Source organism: Bacillus sp. 7_6_55CFAA_CT2 (assembly GCF_000238655.1).
GTDB lineage: Bacteria > Bacillota > Bacilli > Bacillales > Bacillaceae_G > Bacillus_A > Bacillus_A cereus.
Genome location: NZ_JH414708.1, coordinates 116,233 through 134,404, shown reverse-complemented (window position 1 = coordinate 134,404; position 18,172 = coordinate 116,233). Strand labels below are relative to the sequence as shown.

Below are 18,172 nucleotides of genomic sequence, written 5' to 3'. Positions count from 1 at the left end.
ATAACTAGCACATTGTATCCTCAATATACTTGTTTTATGAAAGGAGTCGATTAAAATGACGCTTTTTCTTTTCATTATAGGCATTGTGTTCTTACTCGCTGCAATTATTGTACTTAGTATGAAAAATAATAAAAAGATAAAATCGCCACAAGAAATGTCATTCTTATTTCTATTGCTTAGCATAGCGTTTTTCGGTATAGCAATTGCTACATATATTTTCCGTCTACAAATCATGTGAAAAAAGGTGCCTACTTCAAACACTGCACCTTTTCCCCATCATTTTCCTTCTACACAAAACTAGATACTTTCCGATTCAAAAATTCATAAACTTTCTTTTCGAATAAATGAATATCCAATACTCCTGCCATATGCCCATTTATACTTTCTATCTCATATACTTCCGCATACTTCCCTTGTTTTTGCAAAATATCTACCATTTTATAATTATAACGAGACGGCTGAAGCAAATCTTGTTTACACGGAATCATAAGTACATTCGCTTCTATGTTAGAAAGAGATTCTTCTAGTGAAGAAAACCCATGTGTAATATCATGCAATAAAACTGCCTTCGCAGTATATATCCATGAATTTGCATCTACTAGCTCTATACTTCTATATGTCGCTTTATTTATCTCTTTTTCAAATGATGTTAGTGTAGAAAACTTTTCATAAGGTTCTACCTCTATACTATTACGAGAAAATGTTCTTTCATAAAAATACTCATCAAAAGCGTTCATAAACATCATTCTATTTGCTAAATGAAGCCCCTTTATCGGCTGCTCTTCTCCATATTTTCCATCTTTCCAATTTGGATCGAGTTGAATTGCCTCAATCGCATTTTGCGCTACGTTTACTGACGTAATAATTGGGTTTTGTGGGTTCGTAATAACGCCAATCATCCGCTCTACCATATGTGGATAGTGAACCGCCCATTGTTGTGCAATCATCCCCCCCGCCGACGGTCCGATTACAGCGTGTAACCTTGAAATTCCCATACCTTTTATTAACTCATATTGTACACGAGCTACATCAAGAAATGTAAAAATCGGAAAATCCATAGCATATTCTTCTCCAGTTTCTGGATTAATTGATTTCGGTCCTGTTGTAATTACATATGGATTCCTCACCTGCACATTACAAAGATTATCCGTACATATAACAAAATACTTATTTGTATCAATTGCTTTTCCAGGTCCAATTAGCCCATCCCACCAACCAGACTCCTCATCATGAACTGTATATTTTCCTGCCGCATGACTTGTTGCACTAAAATAATGACAAACCAAAATCACATTTGACCTTTCTCTATTTAAAGTGCCATATGTCTCGTATCCCATTTGAACAGGAATTTCTCTGCCATTTTCAAACGTAAACCCTTTTAAAACAAACTTCTCCTTTTTTACAATTTGCACAGACTCTCCCTCTCCCCGTTATAGTATGAACTGCTTACTAAAGTTTTTTTTCTATGCAAACTAATCTCCTTCTTCTTTTCATAAATAAATGAATAATATACAAAATTAGCCACAAAATAGCACTATATTACAAGATTAAAGAGGGCGTACATATGATTTGGAATTGGTTACGTAAGAAAAAAATCAAATAAACCAGAAGCAAACGAAACAGATAATCAGGAGCAGCATTCTAACAATCAAGAGGATGATAACAAAGAACAGACTAGAAGTATGAAACATAATAAAGGTAAAAATAACGAGCAAAAAGATTCGTCTCAGGATAAGCAACAGAGCGCTAAACAAGAGGATTCCTCTCAGGATAAGCAACAAAGTTCTAAACAAGGTGATTCTTCTCAGGATAAGCAACAAAACGCTAAACAAGGTGATTCTTCTCAGGATAAGCAACAAAGCGCTAAACAGGATGATTCCTCTCAAGATAGGCAACAAAGTGCTAAACAAGATGATTCGTCTCAAGATAAGCAACAAAGCGCTAAACAGGATGATTTCTCTCAAGATAGGCAACAAAGTGCTAAACAAGATGATTCGTCTCAAGATAAACAACAAAGTGCTAAACAAGGTGATTCGTTTCAAGATAAACAGCAAAACGCTAAGCAAGATGAACCTTCTCAAAGTAAGCAACAAAGCTCTGGAGGTAATAGTATTTATGACTTTACAAAACCAGAAAAAGATCGTATTCATTCTTTACAAAATTTAATAGAGAAGCTGAAAAAGTCTAGTGATTTTGTAAATTATCATACATCCGACGATGAAACGATGCCTTATTGGATTTCTTACTATCGCCCTTCACTTGATGGAGAAAAATTACAAAAGTATTTAATGCCCACTCTTTTAGAACGACCTAACGCATCACTAGAAGAGCTTAAGGAACATATCCCGATGAGCGGCATTACAATTACGAACGACTTACAAAAAATTGAGGATATGGTTTTAAAGGGGCATGCGATTATTCAATTGAATCAGCAAGATCAAAAATGTATGCTTGCAAACATTGCAATTGATAATTATCGTGCACCAACCCCTCCTTTAAACGAATCAACTGTTATTGGTCCGCAAGAAGGTTTCGTAGAGGATATTGATACAAACATTAATTTAGTTCGAAAACGTCTTCCTGTTTTAGATTTACAAACAAAAGAAATGATTATCGGCGAGTTTTCCAAAACAAAAGTTGTCATGATGTACTTAGACAACCTTGCTGAAAAAGATAATGTAGATTTTCTAGAAGAGTCATTACGCGCTCTTGAATATGATCAAATTAATGATAGTGCTTATTTACAAGAATTAATGGGTGAAAAATCGATTTTCCCTCTCTATATCAATACAGAACGTACTGATAGAGTTACAAAAGCACTAATTGATGGAAAAATCGCTATTTTTGTTGATGGTTCTCCAAGTGTTTTACTAACACCCGTATCCTATTTTGATTTTTTCATTTCACCAGAAGACTATAACGTCTCCTGGATGTACGCTACATTTTCAAGGATTTTACGCCTTATCGCCGTTCTATTCTCGATATGTGCTACACCGTTATACGTTGCAGTTTTAAATTATCATTATGAACTTATTCCGAGTGATTTACTTGAAACTTTGATTTTATCAAGGGCACAAGTACCATTCCCACCTTTAATTGAAGCGCTCTTTCTAGAACTCGCAATCGATTTATTAAGAGAAGCCGGGGCGAGGTTACCGATGAAAGTTGGGCAAACACTCGGTATTGTAGGCGGTATCGTAATCGGGCAAGCATCTGTACAAGCTGGGTTAACGAGTAATATTTTATTAATTATCGTTGCACTATCAGCACTCGCTTCCTTTATTACACCTATTTATAAAATGGGTAATGCTGTTCGATTACTACGTTTCCCGTTTCTAGCATTCGCGGAAATAGGGGGGCTTTTCGGTATCTCTCTTGGGTTTATCTTTTTATTTACCCATCTATTTAGACTTACTTCCTTACGTAAACCGTACGCTTTGTTTTATCCGACAAGACAACAATCTGTTAAAGACTCTTGGATTCGTTTCCCGTTAACAATGATCGATACAAGAGATGTACAAGCAAGACCACAACATGTAAAAAAAGCTGCTAAAGGAATTTCAACAAAACATAGATCAGACTTTGATGATTAAGAGATGAGGTGCATTGATGAGTAAAGTTCAAGAAAAATATCAAATATCTCCTATCTTTGTTTTCTTCTTAATTCACGGTGCACAGTTTGGAGCTGGCGTTCTCGGATTTGCTCGAATCACCGCAAAGGCCGCTGGATACGACGGCTGGATAGGCGTTGTAATCACAGGCATCGTTATCCATGTTCTTATGTGGATGATGTATTTTTTATTAAGGGAAACAAACGGGAATTTAATTGATTTACAACGACAAACCTTTGGAAAGTGGATAGGGAACGTCTTTAATATCATCTTTGCAACTTATTTTTTAATCGTCAGTATTTCGGTTATTCGAACGTATGTTGAAATTATTCAAGTATGGATGTTCCCAACTGCTTCCACGTGGATGTTAACACTCTTTTTATGCTTAGTTAGCTATTACATTGTCTCTTCTGGATTTCGTGTCATTACCGGTATTTGCGTCATCTCTGTTGGTGGTACATTGGGATATTTATTTTTAAGCTTATTCGTTTTGAAATATTCACATTGGGAGAATTTACTGCCTATATTCACACATTCTTTTTCAGACATTTTAAAATCCGCTCAACTGTCAATCTACAGTATGACTGGTTTTGAGATTTACCTCATGGTGTATCCATTTGTGAAAAAGCCTATGCAATCTCATAAATACGCTCAGCTTGGAGCACTATTTTCAAATCTTCTATATTTATTTAGCACTCTTTTAGCCTTTTCGTTTTTTAGTGAAAAACAATTGTTAAAAACGATATGGGCCCAACTTTCTATGACCCAAGTTGTTCAATTACCATTCATAGAAAGGCTAGAATATATCGCAATTTCAGCTTATGCCCTCGTTATCATTACAAGTTTTATTCTACCTTTGTGGGCGGCAACGAGAGCAACGCACGAAATATTCCGTGTAAAACAAAGAGGTGTTTTAATCGCTTTTATGTTTATCACCCTCATTGTTTCACAACTTCTAACAAACAGACACGATATTAATAATTTTATTAGTAATGCATCAAAAGGAAGCTTTTGGCTCATTTATGTATACATCCCAATTCTATTTATTATTGTGTGGGTGAAAAGAAAATGGAAAAAATCAAAAGAAAATTAATACTTATCTCTTGTATAGCACTCTTTAGTCTAACTGGATGTTTACAAAAAAATATTATCGATGACGTACACCTTATCCAAGGAACTGTCTTCGATGTAGCAAAAGATAATAAAATAAAGGTAACATTTGTTTGTCCTATTCAGCAAAAAGGAAACAAAGTTCAAGTTTTTGAAGGAACAGCAAATGCGGTAAAACAAGTAAAAGCTGACACATCTTTAGAGTCTTCTCAACCATTTGCTAGCGGGCAAATGCGGGTTGCTCTATTTACCACCCGAATTGCTAAGAAAGGAATGGTTGCTTCCTTCGATACATTAATTCGTGATGTAAACATCGGGAATGCCTTATATGTTGCTTTACTTGAAGGTAATGGTACTGAACTTTTAAAAGGAAAGTACACGACTTCATCCAACGTTGCAATTTATATAAAAAAAATGCTAGAACATAATATGGAGACCGGTCCTTTACCAACAGATAATCTGCATATAGGAGCATTCCGTTATTATCAAGAAGGGCAAGACTACTATATTCCAATTTTAAAGAAACATGGTGATAAAATAAAAATAACGGGAATTGGTCTTTTTAAAAAGGATAAATATGTTGGTAAAATTGCAGAAAAAGATATGTTTATATTCAAAGGACTTTTAGAAAAACATAAGTTAGATTCACATGAATTTAAAGCAGATCCTGGGTACGTAATGATTAATAATATTCGTTCTATTCCAACATACGATATAAAAATAAAAAATGGTAAGCCTTCCTTTTCCATTCATGTTAAACTTGAGGCTCGTATTCAAGAAGTATCGAAACAGATTAACTTAGAGAATGCTAAGAATACAAAAAAGATTGAGAAGGTCGTTCAAAAACAATTGGAGACACAAGGTAAGAAATTAATTAAGCATTTTAAATCTCTAGATGTCGACCCTCTTGGGCTAGGAGCTAAATATAAGCAACATTATCGCCCATTCAAATTAGAAGAGTGGAAACAAATGTACAAAGATGTTCCCGTTACTATAAAATATACCGTAGACATTACAAATTCTGGTGTAATTGAATGAGAAATGATTGAACTCCTCTCTCCAGCATGATACAACGGAGAGAGGAGTTTTTATTTTAGATAGAGAGAGAAGATATTTATGGGGGAGCTTATGTCTAAAAAATTAGTAAAGCCTATTTTAAATGGTATTTTATTTCTCGCCGTCTTTTTATTTGCTCATACATACTTAAAAAATGTTTCCTTCACACGTTATTTACTTGTCGTTATACCAATGTTACTCGTTGGTATATTCGGTATTGATCTTATTTTATCTATTTTAATTAAGAAAGAAGAATAACGAGCGAACATCTTATTTCTATAAGATGTTCTTTTCATTTCATAATCACCTTATGTTACAATAAACTTCGGCATAACGTAAGAAAGGATGAAACAACATGACAAACGAAAAAGGTTTAGATAAAGGATATGAACTTGTTGCAAAAATGCATGAAGTATTCGGACATCCTGTAACAAATACTCCAACAAAATTAACAGAAGAGCGTGCAAAAATCCGTGCAAGTTTTATGCAGGAAGAACTAGAAGAATTTCTTGAGGCAACGACTGTTGAAGATCAATACGATGCACTGATTGACCTTATTTACTTTGCATTCGGAACGTTTGCAGAAATGGGCGTACGTCCAGATAAAGGATTCGAAATTGTAAACAACGCCAACATGGCAAAACTATTCCCTGATGGGAAGCCTCGATTCCGTGAAGGCGACGGTAAGATTCTAAAGCCAGAAGGCTGGCAAGCACCGGAACCACAACTTCGTGCTGAAATTGAACGTCAGCGTCAAGAAGCTGAAAAAAACTGCTAGGATTTCCTAGCAGTTTTTTATTATGGCTTTTTTTCTGCCAATCATTAATGACCCACGTGCCCTGCGTGTCCTGCTGCTCCACTAATACTAGCTGCTCCTGCTGCTGCCCCTGCTCCTCCTGCTCCAATTCCACCTGTCCAAGGAGAAGATTGTTGTTGTTGTTGATATTGCTGATATTGTTGGTGCTGTTGGTGCTGTTGGTGCTGTTGACCTTGGTGTCCATGATGTTGACCTTGGTGTCCATGATGTTGGCCTTGGTGCCCATGATGACCGTGTTGGCCTTGATGACCTTGGTGATGGTGGTGACCTTGGTGTCCATGATGTTGGCCTTGGTGGTGATGTCCATGGTGACCATGTTGGCCTTGGTGAGTTTGATAAAGAACAGCTTGCGGATGAATGTGGTGGTGACCTTGGTGATGTACTTGTTGCCCCTGATGACCATGTTGACCTTGATGATGGTGATGACCATGATGGCCGTGTTGACCTTGATGGTGGTGATGTCCATGATGGCCGTGTTGACCTTGATGGTGGTGATGTCCATGATGGCCGTGTTGACCTTGATGGTGGTGATGTCCATGATGGCCATGTTGACCTTGATGGTGGTGATGATGACCATGGTAGCCGTGAACTACTTGCGGATATCCACCTACTCCTCCTGCTACAACACCTACTCCCGGTACAGGAAATCCTGTCTGTACTCCTCCAACGAAAGATGGAAATGCAGTTGGTACGCCTACTGGTACTCCTCCCGCTGCTCCGCCAACAAATGTTGGGATTCCAGTTTGTACACCCGCTACTGATGTAGAAAACCCTCCAGGTGTTCCACCCATCCAGCTCGGAATTCCACCGTATCCTTGTTGTCCTCCTCCCATTAACATCATTTGTTCATAACTACCCGACCCACCTCCGAAGAAGCCATGTGGTGCATTATTGTCCATCCCTTTCATTCCTTTCACCTCTTCTACTCAATTTAGCCTACCTTTTTTATCATATTTCCTATAGAAAAATAGGTGTTTGTCTGCACTAGAATTCCGCTCCTTTTTCTTCATTCATGATAAAATTAATTAACTGAATATTTTTTCTAGGAGGTATGTATATTGAAGAATGTAACAAAGGCTTCTATCAATGATTTAGATTCAATCGTCCATATAGATATTGACGTAATTGGAAACGATAGTAGACGAAATTATATTAAGCACACTATCCGTGAAGGCAGATGCATCATTGTAAAAGAAGAAAATTCTATCTCTGGCTTTCTAACATACGATACAAATTTCTTTGGTTGTACTTTCCTCTCATTAATCATTGTTTCACCAACTAAAAGAAGGCAAGGCTATGCAAGCTCGTTAATCTCATATATGTTAAGTCATTCTCCTACTCAAAAAATATTTTCTTCAACGAACGAATCGAATGAAAGTATGCAGAAAGTATTTAACTCGAATGGTTTTATACATAGCGGAATAGTTGAAAACTTAGATGAAGGTGACCCTGAGATTATTTTCTATACAAAAAAGCTCAGAGCATAAATGCTCTGAGCTTTTATTTAGCGTTAATTAGTTTGCAACAACGTTAACAAGTTTTCCAGGAACAACAATTACTTTACGAACTATTTTCCCTTCAATTTGGTCTTGAATTGCTTCAAGTGCAAGTTGTTCCATTTCTTCTTTTGATGCGTCTTTACTCATTGTTAGTTTTGCGCGAACTTTACCCATAACTTGAACAACGATTTCAACTTCATCTTCTACAAGTTTAGACTCATCAAATGTTGGCCAGCTTGCATATGTGATTGTTTCATTGTATCCAAGTTTGCTCCATAGCTCTTCCCCGATATGAGGTGCAACTGGTGCAATCATTTTTACGAAACCTTCTACATATTCTCTTGGAAGTGTTTCAGCTTTGTATGCATCGTTGATGAATACCATCATTTGAGAAATCGCTGTGTTGAAGCGAAGCTCTGCATAGTCTTCTGTTACTTTCTTCACTGTTTGATGGTAAGCTTTTTCAAGCTCTTTATTTGGTGCGTCAGTAATTTTCTCACTTAATTCACCGTTATCTTGAACGAATAGACGCCATACGCGGTCTAGGAAACGACGAGCTCCGTCAAGACCATTTTCAGACCAAGCGATTGAAGCATCTAATGGTCCCATGAACATTTCGTATAGACGAAGTGTATCTGCACCGTGGCTTGCTACGATATCATCAGGGTTTACAACGTTACCTTTTGATTTACTCATTTTCTCGTTGTTTTCACCTAGAATCATACCTTGGTTGAATAATTGTTGGAACGGTTCTTTCGTTGGAACTACACCGATATCGTATAATACTTTATGCCAGAAACGAGCATATAGTAAGTGAAGTACAGCGTGCTCCGCGCCACCGATATAAATATCAACTGGAAGCCATTGTTTTACTTTTTCAGGATCTACAAGTGCTTCGCTATTGTTTGGATCGATGTAACGTAGGTAATACCAACAGCTACCAGCCCATTGCGGCATTGTATTTGTTTCACGACGACCTTTTTTACCAGTCTCAGGATCAACAACATTTACCCACTCGTCAATGTTGGCAAGTGGTGATTCACCTGTACCTGAAGGACGGATGTTTTCTGTTTTCGGAAGAACTAATGGTAATTCCTCTTCTTTCACAGCTGTCATTGTACCATCTTCCCAGTGAATTACTGGAATTGGCTCACCCCAGTAACGTTGACGGCTGAATAACCAGTCACGTAGACGGTACGTTACTTTTTGATTTCCTGCGCTCGTTACTTCAAGCCATTCAATCATTTTTGCGATTGCTTCTTCTTTATTTAAACCATCAAGGAATGCTGAGTTTACGTGTGCACCATCACCTGTGTACACTTCTTTCGTAATATCTCCGCCTTTTACAACTTCTTTCATTGGAAGATTAAATACTGATGCGAATTCATAGTCACGCTCATCGTGAGCTGGAACTGCCATTACAGCACCTGTTCCGTAAGTTGCAAGAACATAATCAGCAATCCAGATTGGTAATTTCTCACCGTTTACTGGGTTAACTGCGTAAGCACCAGTGAATACACCAGTTTTTTCTTTCGCAAGTTCTGTACGCTCTAGGTCACTCTTCATTTTTACAGCGTTAATGTAAGCTTCTACTGCTTCTTTTTGTTCCGCTGTTGTGATTTCTGCAACAAGCGCATGTTCCGGAGCTAGTACACAGTATGTTGCACCAAATAATGTATCAGGGCGCGTTGTGAATACTGTGAACTTCTCGTCTGTACCATCGATGTTAAAGTGTACTTCTGCACCTTCAGAACGACCGATCCAGTTACGTTGCATATCTTTTAAGCTTTCTGGCCAATCAAGCTCATCTAGATCTTCTAATAGACGATCTCCGTAAGCTGTAATTTTTAACATCCACTGTCTCATCGGACGACGCTCAACTGGATGTCCACCACGCTCACTCTTACCGTCAATGATTTCTTCGTTTGCAAGTACTGTACCAAGTGCTGGGCACCAGTTTACAGGTACTTCATCAACGTAAGCTAAGCCTTTTTCAAATAGTTTTAGGAAGATCCATTGCGTCCACTTATAGTAGTTTGGATCTGTTGTATTTACTTCACGGTCCCAATCGTAAGAGAAACCTAATGATTTAATTTGGTTACGGAACGTATTAATATTATGCTCTGTAAATTCAGCTGGGCTGTTTCCAGTATCAAGTGCATATTGCTCTGCTGGAAGACCGAATGCATCCCATCCCATTGGATGAAGAACGTTATATCCTTGCATACGCTTCATACGAGATAAAATATCTGTCGCTGTATAACCTTCTGGATGTCCTACGTGTAAGCCTGCACCTGATGGATATGGGAACATATCTAGTGCATAAAATTTTGGTTTTTCTGTCTCATCTGGCGTACGGAATGTTTTATTTTCTTCCCAGTACCCTTGCCACTTCTTCTCAATTTCTTGATGATTAAAGCTCATGAGATACCCTCCTTGAAATTCTATTTATTTTCACCGCCCAAAATACAAAAAACCTCTCATCCCTAAAAAGGGACGAGAGGTTATAGATTCCCGCGGTACCACCCTAAATTAATGTACAAATGTACATTCGCTTAGATCCGTAACGTGGATTAACGGCAATTGCTACTATTAATTTCACAACTGCAACTCAAAGGCGAGTTCATAACGAAACGTGGATTGACTTGCACCGACCGTCAACTCTCTAAACCAGCTTCTATTACTACTACTCCTTCTCACTGTTATTACACATATAAGTTACGTGAACTATCCTTCACCTAGTATCTCTTAAGAGCTTACTAAAGCGAGGACTTCTCGGTTAATCGTTACTCTTCATAACTAACGAATTCATCTTAAGACAGCCGAGCTATCTCCCTTGTTCTAAAGGTTGTTTTATTTAAATATATTCTAAAACATGTGAACATGTTCCGTCAAACTAAACTGCAATTTTTTCTTCAACTGTTTCTTCTACTTTTACTCGTTTATCATAAATACTTGTTGCTACAAGCGCTACTACAAGCATTACCATGATTGCTATAAACAATACTTCCATATTGTATAAATCTACAATTGCTCCGCCAACGACCGGTCCGAACATTTTCCCTACAGTCGCCGCACTATTTACGACCCCTTGATAAAATCCTAATTTATCTTTTGGTGCAAGTATATTTGCAATCGTTGGAACCGCAGGCCATACAAATAACTCACCAATTGTTAATGTTACCATCGCAACGAGGAACATCGTAAATTGCTGCGCTTGACTTAACACAATGAATGACGCCGCAAAAATGAAAATTCCAATCATAATTTGCTGTTTTAAGGAACGCTTCATCCAGCGAATTAACATACTAACAAGTGGCTGCGCACAAACGATCATTGCTCCGTTTATCGTCCACAATAAACTATAATGACGAAGACTAATGTTTAATTCCTGCATATGTGTTGCAATCGCTCCTTGCCACTGTACGTATGTAACCCAGCATAAAGCATATGCTACACACACGATAAGAAGTGCTTTAAATCCAGGTGTAAGTGACCACCCTTTTTTCGTTTCGACTTCTTTTTGCACTCCTGGCTCTTTCTTGTCTTCCATACCGCGGAATCCAATAAAAGCAATTAAGAAGAAAACAAAGTATAAAATAAAGTTCGCTAAGAAAATATAATCAAAACGATACGATGCAACTAATCCACCACATGCTGTTCCGATCGCAATACCAACATTTTGTCCAACATACATCGCATTAAATGCCCGTCTTCCGCCTTCTGGCCAAACCGTACCAACCATCGCATACATCGATGGGAAGACCATTCCAGAACCGAAGCCGATTAACGCTAGCCATACAACATATAACGGCCAACCGTGGAAGAACACAAGACCTAAAATTGATACAAGTGTAATCACAATCCCTACTAAAGTTGATTTATAACCGCCCCATTTATCAAATAAAACACCGCCGAGCAAGTTTCCTATTACACCAGTAAGCGAATTGATCATTAATACCATTCCGGCCACAGATAAAGATTTTCCTAGGTGATCATGCAAATAAATTGTATTAAAAGGCCATAAAAAAGAAGCACCCGTGACATTAATAATCATCCCAGCTACTAATAGCCATACTTTCCTTGGCATAGCTTCCCCTCCTATTCTATTTTTTTCGTTCATATATATAACAGTAAAATTGTAGTCGTTTTTAAATAGGAAGGCAACTGATTAATAGTTGATGAAATTCAGATAATAGTTCGTCGGTAAATGAATTTATATTGGTTGCTTCTTGGATTATATCAGCGATTATCAGAATATATCGGCGCAACTACAAATATATCAGAGATTATTAAAATATATCGACTTACCGACAAAAAACGACAACAGTAACAATATATAAAAGGGTAGACTGCATGAAATTTTCATGCAGTCTACCCTTATTTGTACTATCCAACTTCCTTTTCTCGCTTCACACGTTCTTTAGCACTCCATTTAAACACCTTATCTAGTAGCGAGTATATTCTCCCAGATTCTTTCGTTAACAAAGGTCCTAACGATGCTAATATTAAAACATACAAAGCTGAGAACGGTTTAATCGCTGCCATTAAGCCACCCGCAATTCCAATATTCGCGACGATAATAGAAAATTCTCCGCGTGATACAAGTGTTAAACCGATATTCGTAGAAGCCTTATGCGATAACCCAGCTTTACGCCCCGCAACCATTCCAGCAGTAAAATTACCGATAAGAGTAATGAAAACTGCTCCTAATGCCAACCACACTGCTCCGCCAAGTGAAAATGGGTCTATACTTAAACCAAAGCTGAAAAAGAATATAGCTCCAAAGAAATCACGAAACGGAACGACAAGCTGTTCAATTCGATCACTATGCTCTGTTTCAGAAAAAACGAGTCCTAGTAATAATGCTCCAATTGCCTCTGCAACATGAATCGTTTCTGAAAATCCTGCTACAAAGAACAAAATAGCGAATATTACAATAATAAAAATTTCATTGGACGAAATATCTAACATTTTATTTAAAAACCGTGTAGCTTTTCTAGCAACTACAAAGAATAGTAGCATATAACCTACTGCGATTAAAATAGATGTAAGAGCACCTACAAATGATGTTGCCCCTCCAAGTACTAATCCTGAAACGACTGATAAATATACCGCTAAAAAGATATCATCAAACATAATGATTCCTAAAATTAGCTCCGTCTCTTTATTACCAGATCTTCTTAAATCAACAATTACTTTCGCAACAATTGCACTCGATGAAATTGTTATGATCCCAGCAATAATTAATGTTTCTAATAAGGGGAAACCCATTATATATCCGTAAAGTAAACCTAATATAAAATTAAGCGATATATGAACAGTTCCCCCAAAAGCAATTGATTTTCCTGATTTAATTAATTTTTTAATTGAGAATTCTAAACCTAAGTAAAATAGGAGGAATATGACGCCAACACGGCCGAGGAAGGAAATAACTTCTCCACTTTCAATAAATCTTAAATCGATAAGCCCTAAATCTGGGGCATGAGGCCCCACTAGCATACCGAGTATAATAAGAAACGGAATAATCGAGAACTTTAACTTTGCAGCGAGAATAGCTGCAAAAGCGACTAATACTAACGCAGTTCCAACTTCAAAGATTAAAGTATCCATCGATTATGAATCCCCTCCTACTGAAAGCAACTCATTAATAATTCTTTTCACTTCATGTCTTTCACCTGATAATACGAGCATATCGCCAGCTTCAATGATAGAATCTGGGCCTGGATTAAAGAACTTCTTCATATTCTTTTTCAAAATGGCAATAATCGTTACGTTATATGTGTTTCGAACATGTAAACTACCAATTGTTTTTTGTACAACTGGTGCATTATTTTCCACCTTAAACCACTCAATTGATAATCCCTCAAAAGCCATTTCAATCGTATCTAAAGCTTGTGGCCTATATACCATTCCGCCCAATATAGCTGCAATTTGTCTCGCTTCAGAATCACGAAGAGAGACGCTTGAAATACTCTCTTCATGATCAGCATCAAAATGGTACATTTCTCTTCGGCCATCATCATGAATAACGATAACCATCTTTTCATTACCTTTTGTAATCACTTCAAACTTACATCCAATACCCGGCAGTTCACTCTCTCTAATATTCATATTTTCCGCCTCCTAATTTTTTAGTTACGGCTTTTATAAATCGACATCAATCTCCGTTTTAAAGCTCTCATCCTTTGAGATACCTAAATACTTTAGTGTCTCTGATGGAGTCGCGTGATGAAAATGTTTTTGCAATAGCGCAATCGCTATCCCTCTTTTGTAAGCATGAAATCCGAACGTTTTTCGCATTGAATTCGTTCCGATTTTACCAACAACTCCAACTGCTTCTGCAGCATTATGAATTACACGATACGCTTGTTGGCGCGTAATTGAATTTGGCGTTTTATTAGATTGAAATACGTAATTTTCTCTTTTAACGCCAATAGATTGTACGTAATCTAAAAGCGCTTCTTTTACTTTTGTATTTAAATAAATATCTTGTTTAAATTTTTCATCTTTCACAGGAAGAGCATAAAACTCTTTAACAGTCCCGTCTTCATTTAATACATCTTCAAATTTCATGCTAAGTAATTCTGTAATTTTTAATCCTGTGTTAATTCCAATAACAAATAAAAGATAATCTCGCTGGGAGTGCTCTTTTAAATATTTTTTCATAGCCTCAATTTGGCTTATATCTTTTAATGCCTCTACAACTTCCATACATGTATTCTCCTCATCTTATGAACGGTAATTTTCTCATTATGTTGTCCATTTTACCTTATCATGCTATGAGATTTCCATGTGTTATCCATTATTTTCACAATATACTCAGGTGGTTCTGAAAACTTTCAATGTGGAAACTTACGATTGTATAAATACGTTGCGGTAAAAAAATGTGGGGGTAAAAGTTCAGCTTTTTTCTACAGATTGGATTCCTCCTTTCCTTATCCAGCTGCTCCTACTTTTATATTACGTTACTTATTTACATTATATTATACATTTCAGTAACATTAAAGTGTTTTTTCTGAAAATAATAAAAACCGAGCGTTTTTGTCTCGGTTTTTATTATTAATCTTCTTTCGGAAGAACAATTCCTTTATACAATTGAACTGTAATGAAGTAATAAATCGCATAAATAACTACGAAAATTACGATTGGTACCCAAATACGGAAGTACGGATCGATTAAAATAAATCCGAAAATATTCATACCAACTAATACGTGAGCGATACCCACAATTGCTGGGAATAAGAATACTAAGAATAACTCTTTATAAATTGATTTCGTTAATAACTCACGGCGCACACCGATTTTACGAAGCATTTGATAACGCGTAATATCTTTTGATGCACCAGAAAGAATTTTAAACATAAGGCAGCTTGCCATCATTGCTAAGAACGCAATTCCAAGGAAGAATCCCATAAATACTGTTCCACTCGCAATGCCATAGAACCCACTATAAGCTTGATATTTACTATCCATTTGTTCAGCTTTTACATTTTTATATTTATCTAGCTGCAACTCGTCAAGTTTTTTCCATTCTTTTTTATATGTTAAAAAATCATCTGTTTTTCCGATAAATGCTATACCATCTTTACCATTTATCCCATCGTACATTTTTTGATCTACAATTTTAATTGCATGATCATTGTATAAATAATATGGATGGATTGTACTAAAAGCATCTATCCATTCCGCTGAAAGTTCTTTAGTGTTCGCATCTTTTTGATTCATCTCTCTAGAAACTGCACCTACCGGTAGTTCCTCTGAAACTTTTTTCGTATTTACTAAATCCTTCATAGACTTCATCTTTGCCATATCTTTTACTAAAGGACGATTTTTCTCTAAATCTTCTTTTACATAGTAAACGTATTTATCATCAACTTTGTAACGATATTCGCTTTTCTCTTTAAATGTAATACCGTCTAAAACTTTCTTTTCTTCAGCTGTTGGATTATGAACTACTGAATCATATATTACTAAACCATCTACCATTTTTATAACGTTATTTTTAAACGCCATACCGCCCGAAATTGCACCAGCTCCAAGCGCAACTAACATTGCCACTGTTGCAAGCACTTTCGTTAAACTATTAATTCGGAAGTTTAATTGTGCAAATGTAAAAGCGTTAAGTCCTTTTTCACTACGCTTTTTATTACTCTTTAATTTTTTAATAATAACCGGGAGAAGTGAACTAAATAGCATATAAGTACCAGTTGTTGTCGTAATTAATGCAATAAGGATTCCCATCTCTTTTAGTTTTTCCATATAGATCATAGATGCATAACCTATACCTAATAAAAGAACAGCAAGGAATGCCACTACAACTGTCTTTTTACCTTTTACTGCAACACGCTCTGTTTGTGCATCTGCATGTACTAGTTGTAATACAGAAATACGTGACAATTTAATACTGTTCATAATTGCTGATAATACAAATAGTGCAAAGAAGAAGATGCAAGTAGCAGTCATAGATGGTAGATAAAATGCTTTATACCCTTCACCAGCAAATTCAAGCTGTTTCATTAATAACTGTCCAATACCTTCTGCAAGTCCTACTCCAACTGCAATCCCGATTGCAAGAGACGCAGCACCTAATACGATTGTTTCAATAAACATAAGTAATGTAACTTTATGTTTTTTCGCACCTAACATCATATACATACCGAACTCTTTTTGACGAAGAGATAATAAGAAAGAGTTTGCATATAAAATGTAGAAGAACGTTATAATTGCTAATAAAAATGATCCTGCTTGGAATACGAATCCAATAGATTTAATCACTGAATTAGATTCTAAAAATGCTTTATTCAGTGCTAACGTTTGGAACATGTAAAAAATTGAAATCGACATGACAAGACCGACAAGTAAGACGATATAATCTTTCAGCTTACTTTTCAGCCCCGACATGGAAAGTTTAAATAACATACTGGAACCTCCTTTCTTACGCCTTTTGTGTACCTAAATCTGCAAGTACATCTAAAATTTCTTTGTAGAACTCTTCACGCGTACCACCGCGATGAATTTCTTTATATAGCTCACCATCTTGAATGAATAAAATACGCTGACAGTAACTTGCACTATATGGATCATGCGTAACCATCATAATCGATACGCCTTGATCTTTATTTAAGTTTGTCATCGCATCAAGTAAACTCGTTGCATTTTTAGAATCAAGCGCTCCTGTTGGCTCGTCCCCTAAAATAATTGCCGGCTCATGCACTAAAGCACGCGCTGCTGCTGAACGTTGTTTCTGTCCACCAGATACTTCAGATGGATACTTTTGAAGTATTTCTGTAATCCCTAACATATCCGCTACTTTTTCTACTTTCGGTCCAATATTACGTGATGCGACACCTTGAAGAGAAAGTGGAAGTGCAATGTTTTCATAAATAGATAAGTTCTCTAATAAGTTAAAATCTTGGAAGATAAATCCTAATTTTTGCGAACGGAAATCTGAAAGCTCACCTTGCTTCATTTTCGTAATATCCGTTCCCGCAATTTCAACAACGCCGCCCGTTGCCTTATCTAACGTTGAAATTACATTTAATAATGTCGTTTTACCAGAACCAGATGGTCCCATAATTCCAACAAACTCACCCTCTTGAATTGAGAATGAAACACCCTTTAACGCGTGTGATTGGTTCTCACCTTTTTTACCGTACACTTTTTGAACGTTTTTCACGTCTACAACTGGTTTCGTCATATATATCCTCCTACGCTTGTTTTTCCATTACCTATTTTGCGCCTTTTGGAGGTGAACTGCTATTTGTTAACATTACATTTACCTTACACTTTTGTAATATAAAGAAGGTGGGCGTGTAAGTTTGGCTTTTCATACTAGTTCGCATTTCGACATAGTGAATCGGTAAATGAAATTATATCGGCGATTGTTAAAATATATCAGCGGTTCTTACACTTTTATCAGCGATTTTTCAAATATATCGGCGATTCTTACACTTTTATCAGCGATTACCAAAATATATCGGCGATTCTTACACTTTTATCAGCGATTACCAAAATATATCGACTTATCGACAAAAGATGACAATAAAAATAGGCTGTTCCGCGAAAGGAACAGCCCA

General features: G+C 36.6%; 16 protein-coding genes and 1 other annotated feature. Of the genes, 7 read left to right on the top strand and 9 right to left on the bottom strand.

What is annotated here, in order from left to right; translation table 11 throughout:
* Window positions 1-55: 55 nt before the first annotated feature.
* The gene (locus tag HMPREF1014_RS00785) at window positions 56-238 is read left to right on the top strand and encodes a hypothetical protein (RefSeq protein WP_000171881.1); all 183 of its coding nucleotides are present in this window, start codon (window positions 56-58) and stop codon (window positions 236-238) included.
* A 49-nt stretch (window positions 239-287) separates the two neighbouring features.
* Here HMPREF1014_RS00785 and HMPREF1014_RS00780 read toward each other — a convergent pair whose 3' ends face one another.
* Entirely contained in the window at window positions 288-1,412 is a 1,125-nt protein-coding gene (locus tag HMPREF1014_RS00780; protein ID WP_001167635.1) for a homoserine O-acetyltransferase family protein, read from the bottom strand.
* Between the two features lie 270 nt (window positions 1,413-1,682).
* On the opposite strand from HMPREF1014_RS00780, the gene HMPREF1014_RS00775 reads away from it, so the two are divergent.
* The 5 genes from HMPREF1014_RS00775 to HMPREF1014_RS00755 all read left to right on the top strand — a co-directional run bounded on the left by HMPREF1014_RS00775 (window position 1,683) and on the right by HMPREF1014_RS00755 (window position 6,555).
* Window positions 1,683-3,593 carry a spore germination protein gene (locus HMPREF1014_RS00775; protein WP_009326364.1) on the top strand — a complete coding sequence of 637 codons (1,911 nt, stop codon included), beginning with the start codon at window positions 1,683-1,685 and terminating at the stop codon, window positions 3,591-3,593.
* Between the two features lie 16 nt (window positions 3,594-3,609).
* Entirely contained in the window at window positions 3,610-4,704 is a 1,095-nt protein-coding gene (locus tag HMPREF1014_RS00770; protein ID WP_000049073.1) for a spore germination protein, read from the top strand.
* Entirely contained in the window at window positions 4,680-5,759 is a 1,080-nt protein-coding gene (locus tag HMPREF1014_RS00765; protein WP_000411371.1) for a Ger(x)C family spore germination protein, read from the top strand. Before HMPREF1014_RS00770 ends, HMPREF1014_RS00765 begins: the two co-directional genes overlap by 25 nt.
* A 90-nt stretch (window positions 5,760-5,849) precedes the next feature.
* Window positions 5,850-6,035, top strand: coding sequence for a hypothetical protein (locus HMPREF1014_RS00760; protein WP_000038775.1), 186 nt, complete (start codon window positions 5,850-5,852; stop codon window positions 6,033-6,035).
* 97 nt (window positions 6,036-6,132) lie between these two features.
* A complete protein-coding gene (locus HMPREF1014_RS00755; RefSeq protein ID WP_000180554.1) occupies window positions 6,133-6,555 on the top strand; it encodes a pyrophosphohydrolase domain-containing protein in 423 nt (140 codons plus the stop codon).
* A gap of 44 nt (window positions 6,556-6,599) precedes the next feature.
* Here HMPREF1014_RS00755 and HMPREF1014_RS00750 read toward each other — a convergent pair whose 3' ends face one another.
* Window positions 6,600-7,502, bottom strand: a complete 903-nt coding sequence (locus HMPREF1014_RS00750) for a hypothetical protein (protein ID WP_000677621.1) — start codon at window positions 7,500-7,502, stop codon at window positions 6,600-6,602.
* Between the two features lie 150 nt (window positions 7,503-7,652).
* Here HMPREF1014_RS00750 and HMPREF1014_RS00745 point away from each other — a divergent pair, with 150 nt between their 5' ends.
* Window positions 7,653-8,081 carry a GNAT family N-acetyltransferase gene (locus tag HMPREF1014_RS00745; RefSeq protein ID WP_000800324.1) on the top strand — a complete coding sequence of 143 codons (429 nt, stop codon included), beginning with the start codon at window positions 7,653-7,655 and terminating at the stop codon, window positions 8,079-8,081.
* 27 nt (window positions 8,082-8,108) lie between these two features.
* On the opposite strand, the gene leuS is transcribed toward HMPREF1014_RS00745, so the two are convergent.
* The 7 genes from leuS to HMPREF1014_RS00710 form a co-directional block, all read right to left on the bottom strand.
* Complete coding sequence (gene leuS, locus HMPREF1014_RS00740; RefSeq protein ID WP_000009465.1) at window positions 8,109-10,517, bottom strand: leucine--tRNA ligase; 2,409 nt, start codon at window positions 10,515-10,517, stop codon at window positions 8,109-8,111.
* 65 nt (window positions 10,518-10,582) lie between these two features.
* Window positions 10,583-10,802, bottom strand: a binding site (T-box leader).
* Between the two features lie 187 nt (window positions 10,803-10,989).
* A complete protein-coding gene (locus HMPREF1014_RS00735; RefSeq protein ID WP_001137563.1) occupies window positions 10,990-12,183 on the bottom strand; it encodes an MDR family MFS transporter in 1,194 nt (397 codons plus the stop codon).
* Window positions 12,184-12,482: 299 nt separating this feature from the next.
* Window positions 12,483-13,706 (bottom strand): cation:proton antiporter, encoded by a 1,224-nt coding sequence (locus tag HMPREF1014_RS00730; RefSeq protein WP_000380174.1) that lies wholly within the window; start codon window positions 13,704-13,706, stop codon window positions 12,483-12,485.
* Window positions 13,707-13,709: 3 nt separating this feature from the next.
* Window positions 13,710-14,207, bottom strand: a complete 498-nt coding sequence (locus HMPREF1014_RS00725; protein ID WP_001026053.1) for a cation:proton antiporter regulatory subunit — start codon at window positions 14,205-14,207, stop codon at window positions 13,710-13,712.
* A gap of 33 nt (window positions 14,208-14,240) precedes the next feature.
* A complete protein-coding gene (locus tag HMPREF1014_RS00720) occupies window positions 14,241-14,807 on the bottom strand; it encodes a tyrosine-type recombinase/integrase (RefSeq protein WP_000454205.1) in 567 nt (188 codons plus the stop codon).
* Between the two features lie 348 nt (window positions 14,808-15,155).
* Window positions 15,156-17,015: an FtsX-like permease family protein gene (locus tag HMPREF1014_RS00715; RefSeq protein ID WP_000897797.1), complete on the bottom strand. Its 1,860-nt coding sequence runs from the start codon at window positions 17,013-17,015 to the stop codon at window positions 15,156-15,158.
* 16 nt (window positions 17,016-17,031) lie between these two features.
* Window positions 17,032-17,793 (bottom strand): ABC transporter ATP-binding protein, encoded by a 762-nt coding sequence (locus HMPREF1014_RS00710; protein WP_000165837.1) that lies wholly within the window; start codon window positions 17,791-17,793, stop codon window positions 17,032-17,034.
* Window positions 17,794-18,172 lie beyond the last annotated feature (379 nt).

Coding starts and splice junctions, on each gene's coding strand:
- HMPREF1014_RS00720 (WP_000454205.1), bottom strand. CDS start 14,807: ATGGAAGTTGTAGAGGCATTAAAAGATATAAGCCAAATTGAGGCTATG.
- leuS (WP_000009465.1), bottom strand. CDS start 10,517: ATGAGCTTTAATCATCAAGAAATTGAGAAGAAGTGGCAAGGGTACTGG.
- HMPREF1014_RS00725 (WP_001026053.1), bottom strand. CDS start 14,207: ATGAATATTAGAGAGAGTGAACTGCCGGGTATTGGATGTAAGTTTGAA.
- HMPREF1014_RS00765 (WP_000411371.1), top strand. CDS start 4,680: ATGGAAAAAATCAAAAGAAAATTAATACTTATCTCTTGTATAGCACTC.
- HMPREF1014_RS00730 (WP_000380174.1), bottom strand. CDS start 13,706: ATGGATACTTTAATCTTTGAAGTTGGAACTGCGTTAGTATTAGTCGCT.
- HMPREF1014_RS00770 (WP_000049073.1), top strand. CDS start 3,610: ATGAGTAAAGTTCAAGAAAAATATCAAATATCTCCTATCTTTGTTTTC.
- HMPREF1014_RS00775 (WP_009326364.1), top strand. CDS start 1,683: ATGAAACATAATAAAGGTAAAAATAACGAGCAAAAAGATTCGTCTCAG.
- HMPREF1014_RS00715 (WP_000897797.1), bottom strand. CDS start 17,015: ATGTTATTTAAACTTTCCATGTCGGGGCTGAAAAGTAAGCTGAAAGAT.
- HMPREF1014_RS00710 (WP_000165837.1), bottom strand. CDS start 17,793: ATGACGAAACCAGTTGTAGACGTGAAAAACGTTCAAAAAGTGTACGGT.
- HMPREF1014_RS00755 (WP_000180554.1), top strand. CDS start 6,133: ATGACAAACGAAAAAGGTTTAGATAAAGGATATGAACTTGTTGCAAAA.
- HMPREF1014_RS00760 (WP_000038775.1), top strand. CDS start 5,850: ATGTCTAAAAAATTAGTAAAGCCTATTTTAAATGGTATTTTATTTCTC.
- HMPREF1014_RS00735 (WP_001137563.1), bottom strand. CDS start 12,183: ATGCCAAGGAAAGTATGGCTATTAGTAGCTGGGATGATTATTAATGTC.
- HMPREF1014_RS00750 (WP_000677621.1), bottom strand. CDS start 7,502: ATGAAAGGGATGGACAATAATGCACCACATGGCTTCTTCGGAGGTGGG.
- HMPREF1014_RS00785 (WP_000171881.1), top strand. CDS start 56: ATGACGCTTTTTCTTTTCATTATAGGCATTGTGTTCTTACTCGCTGCA.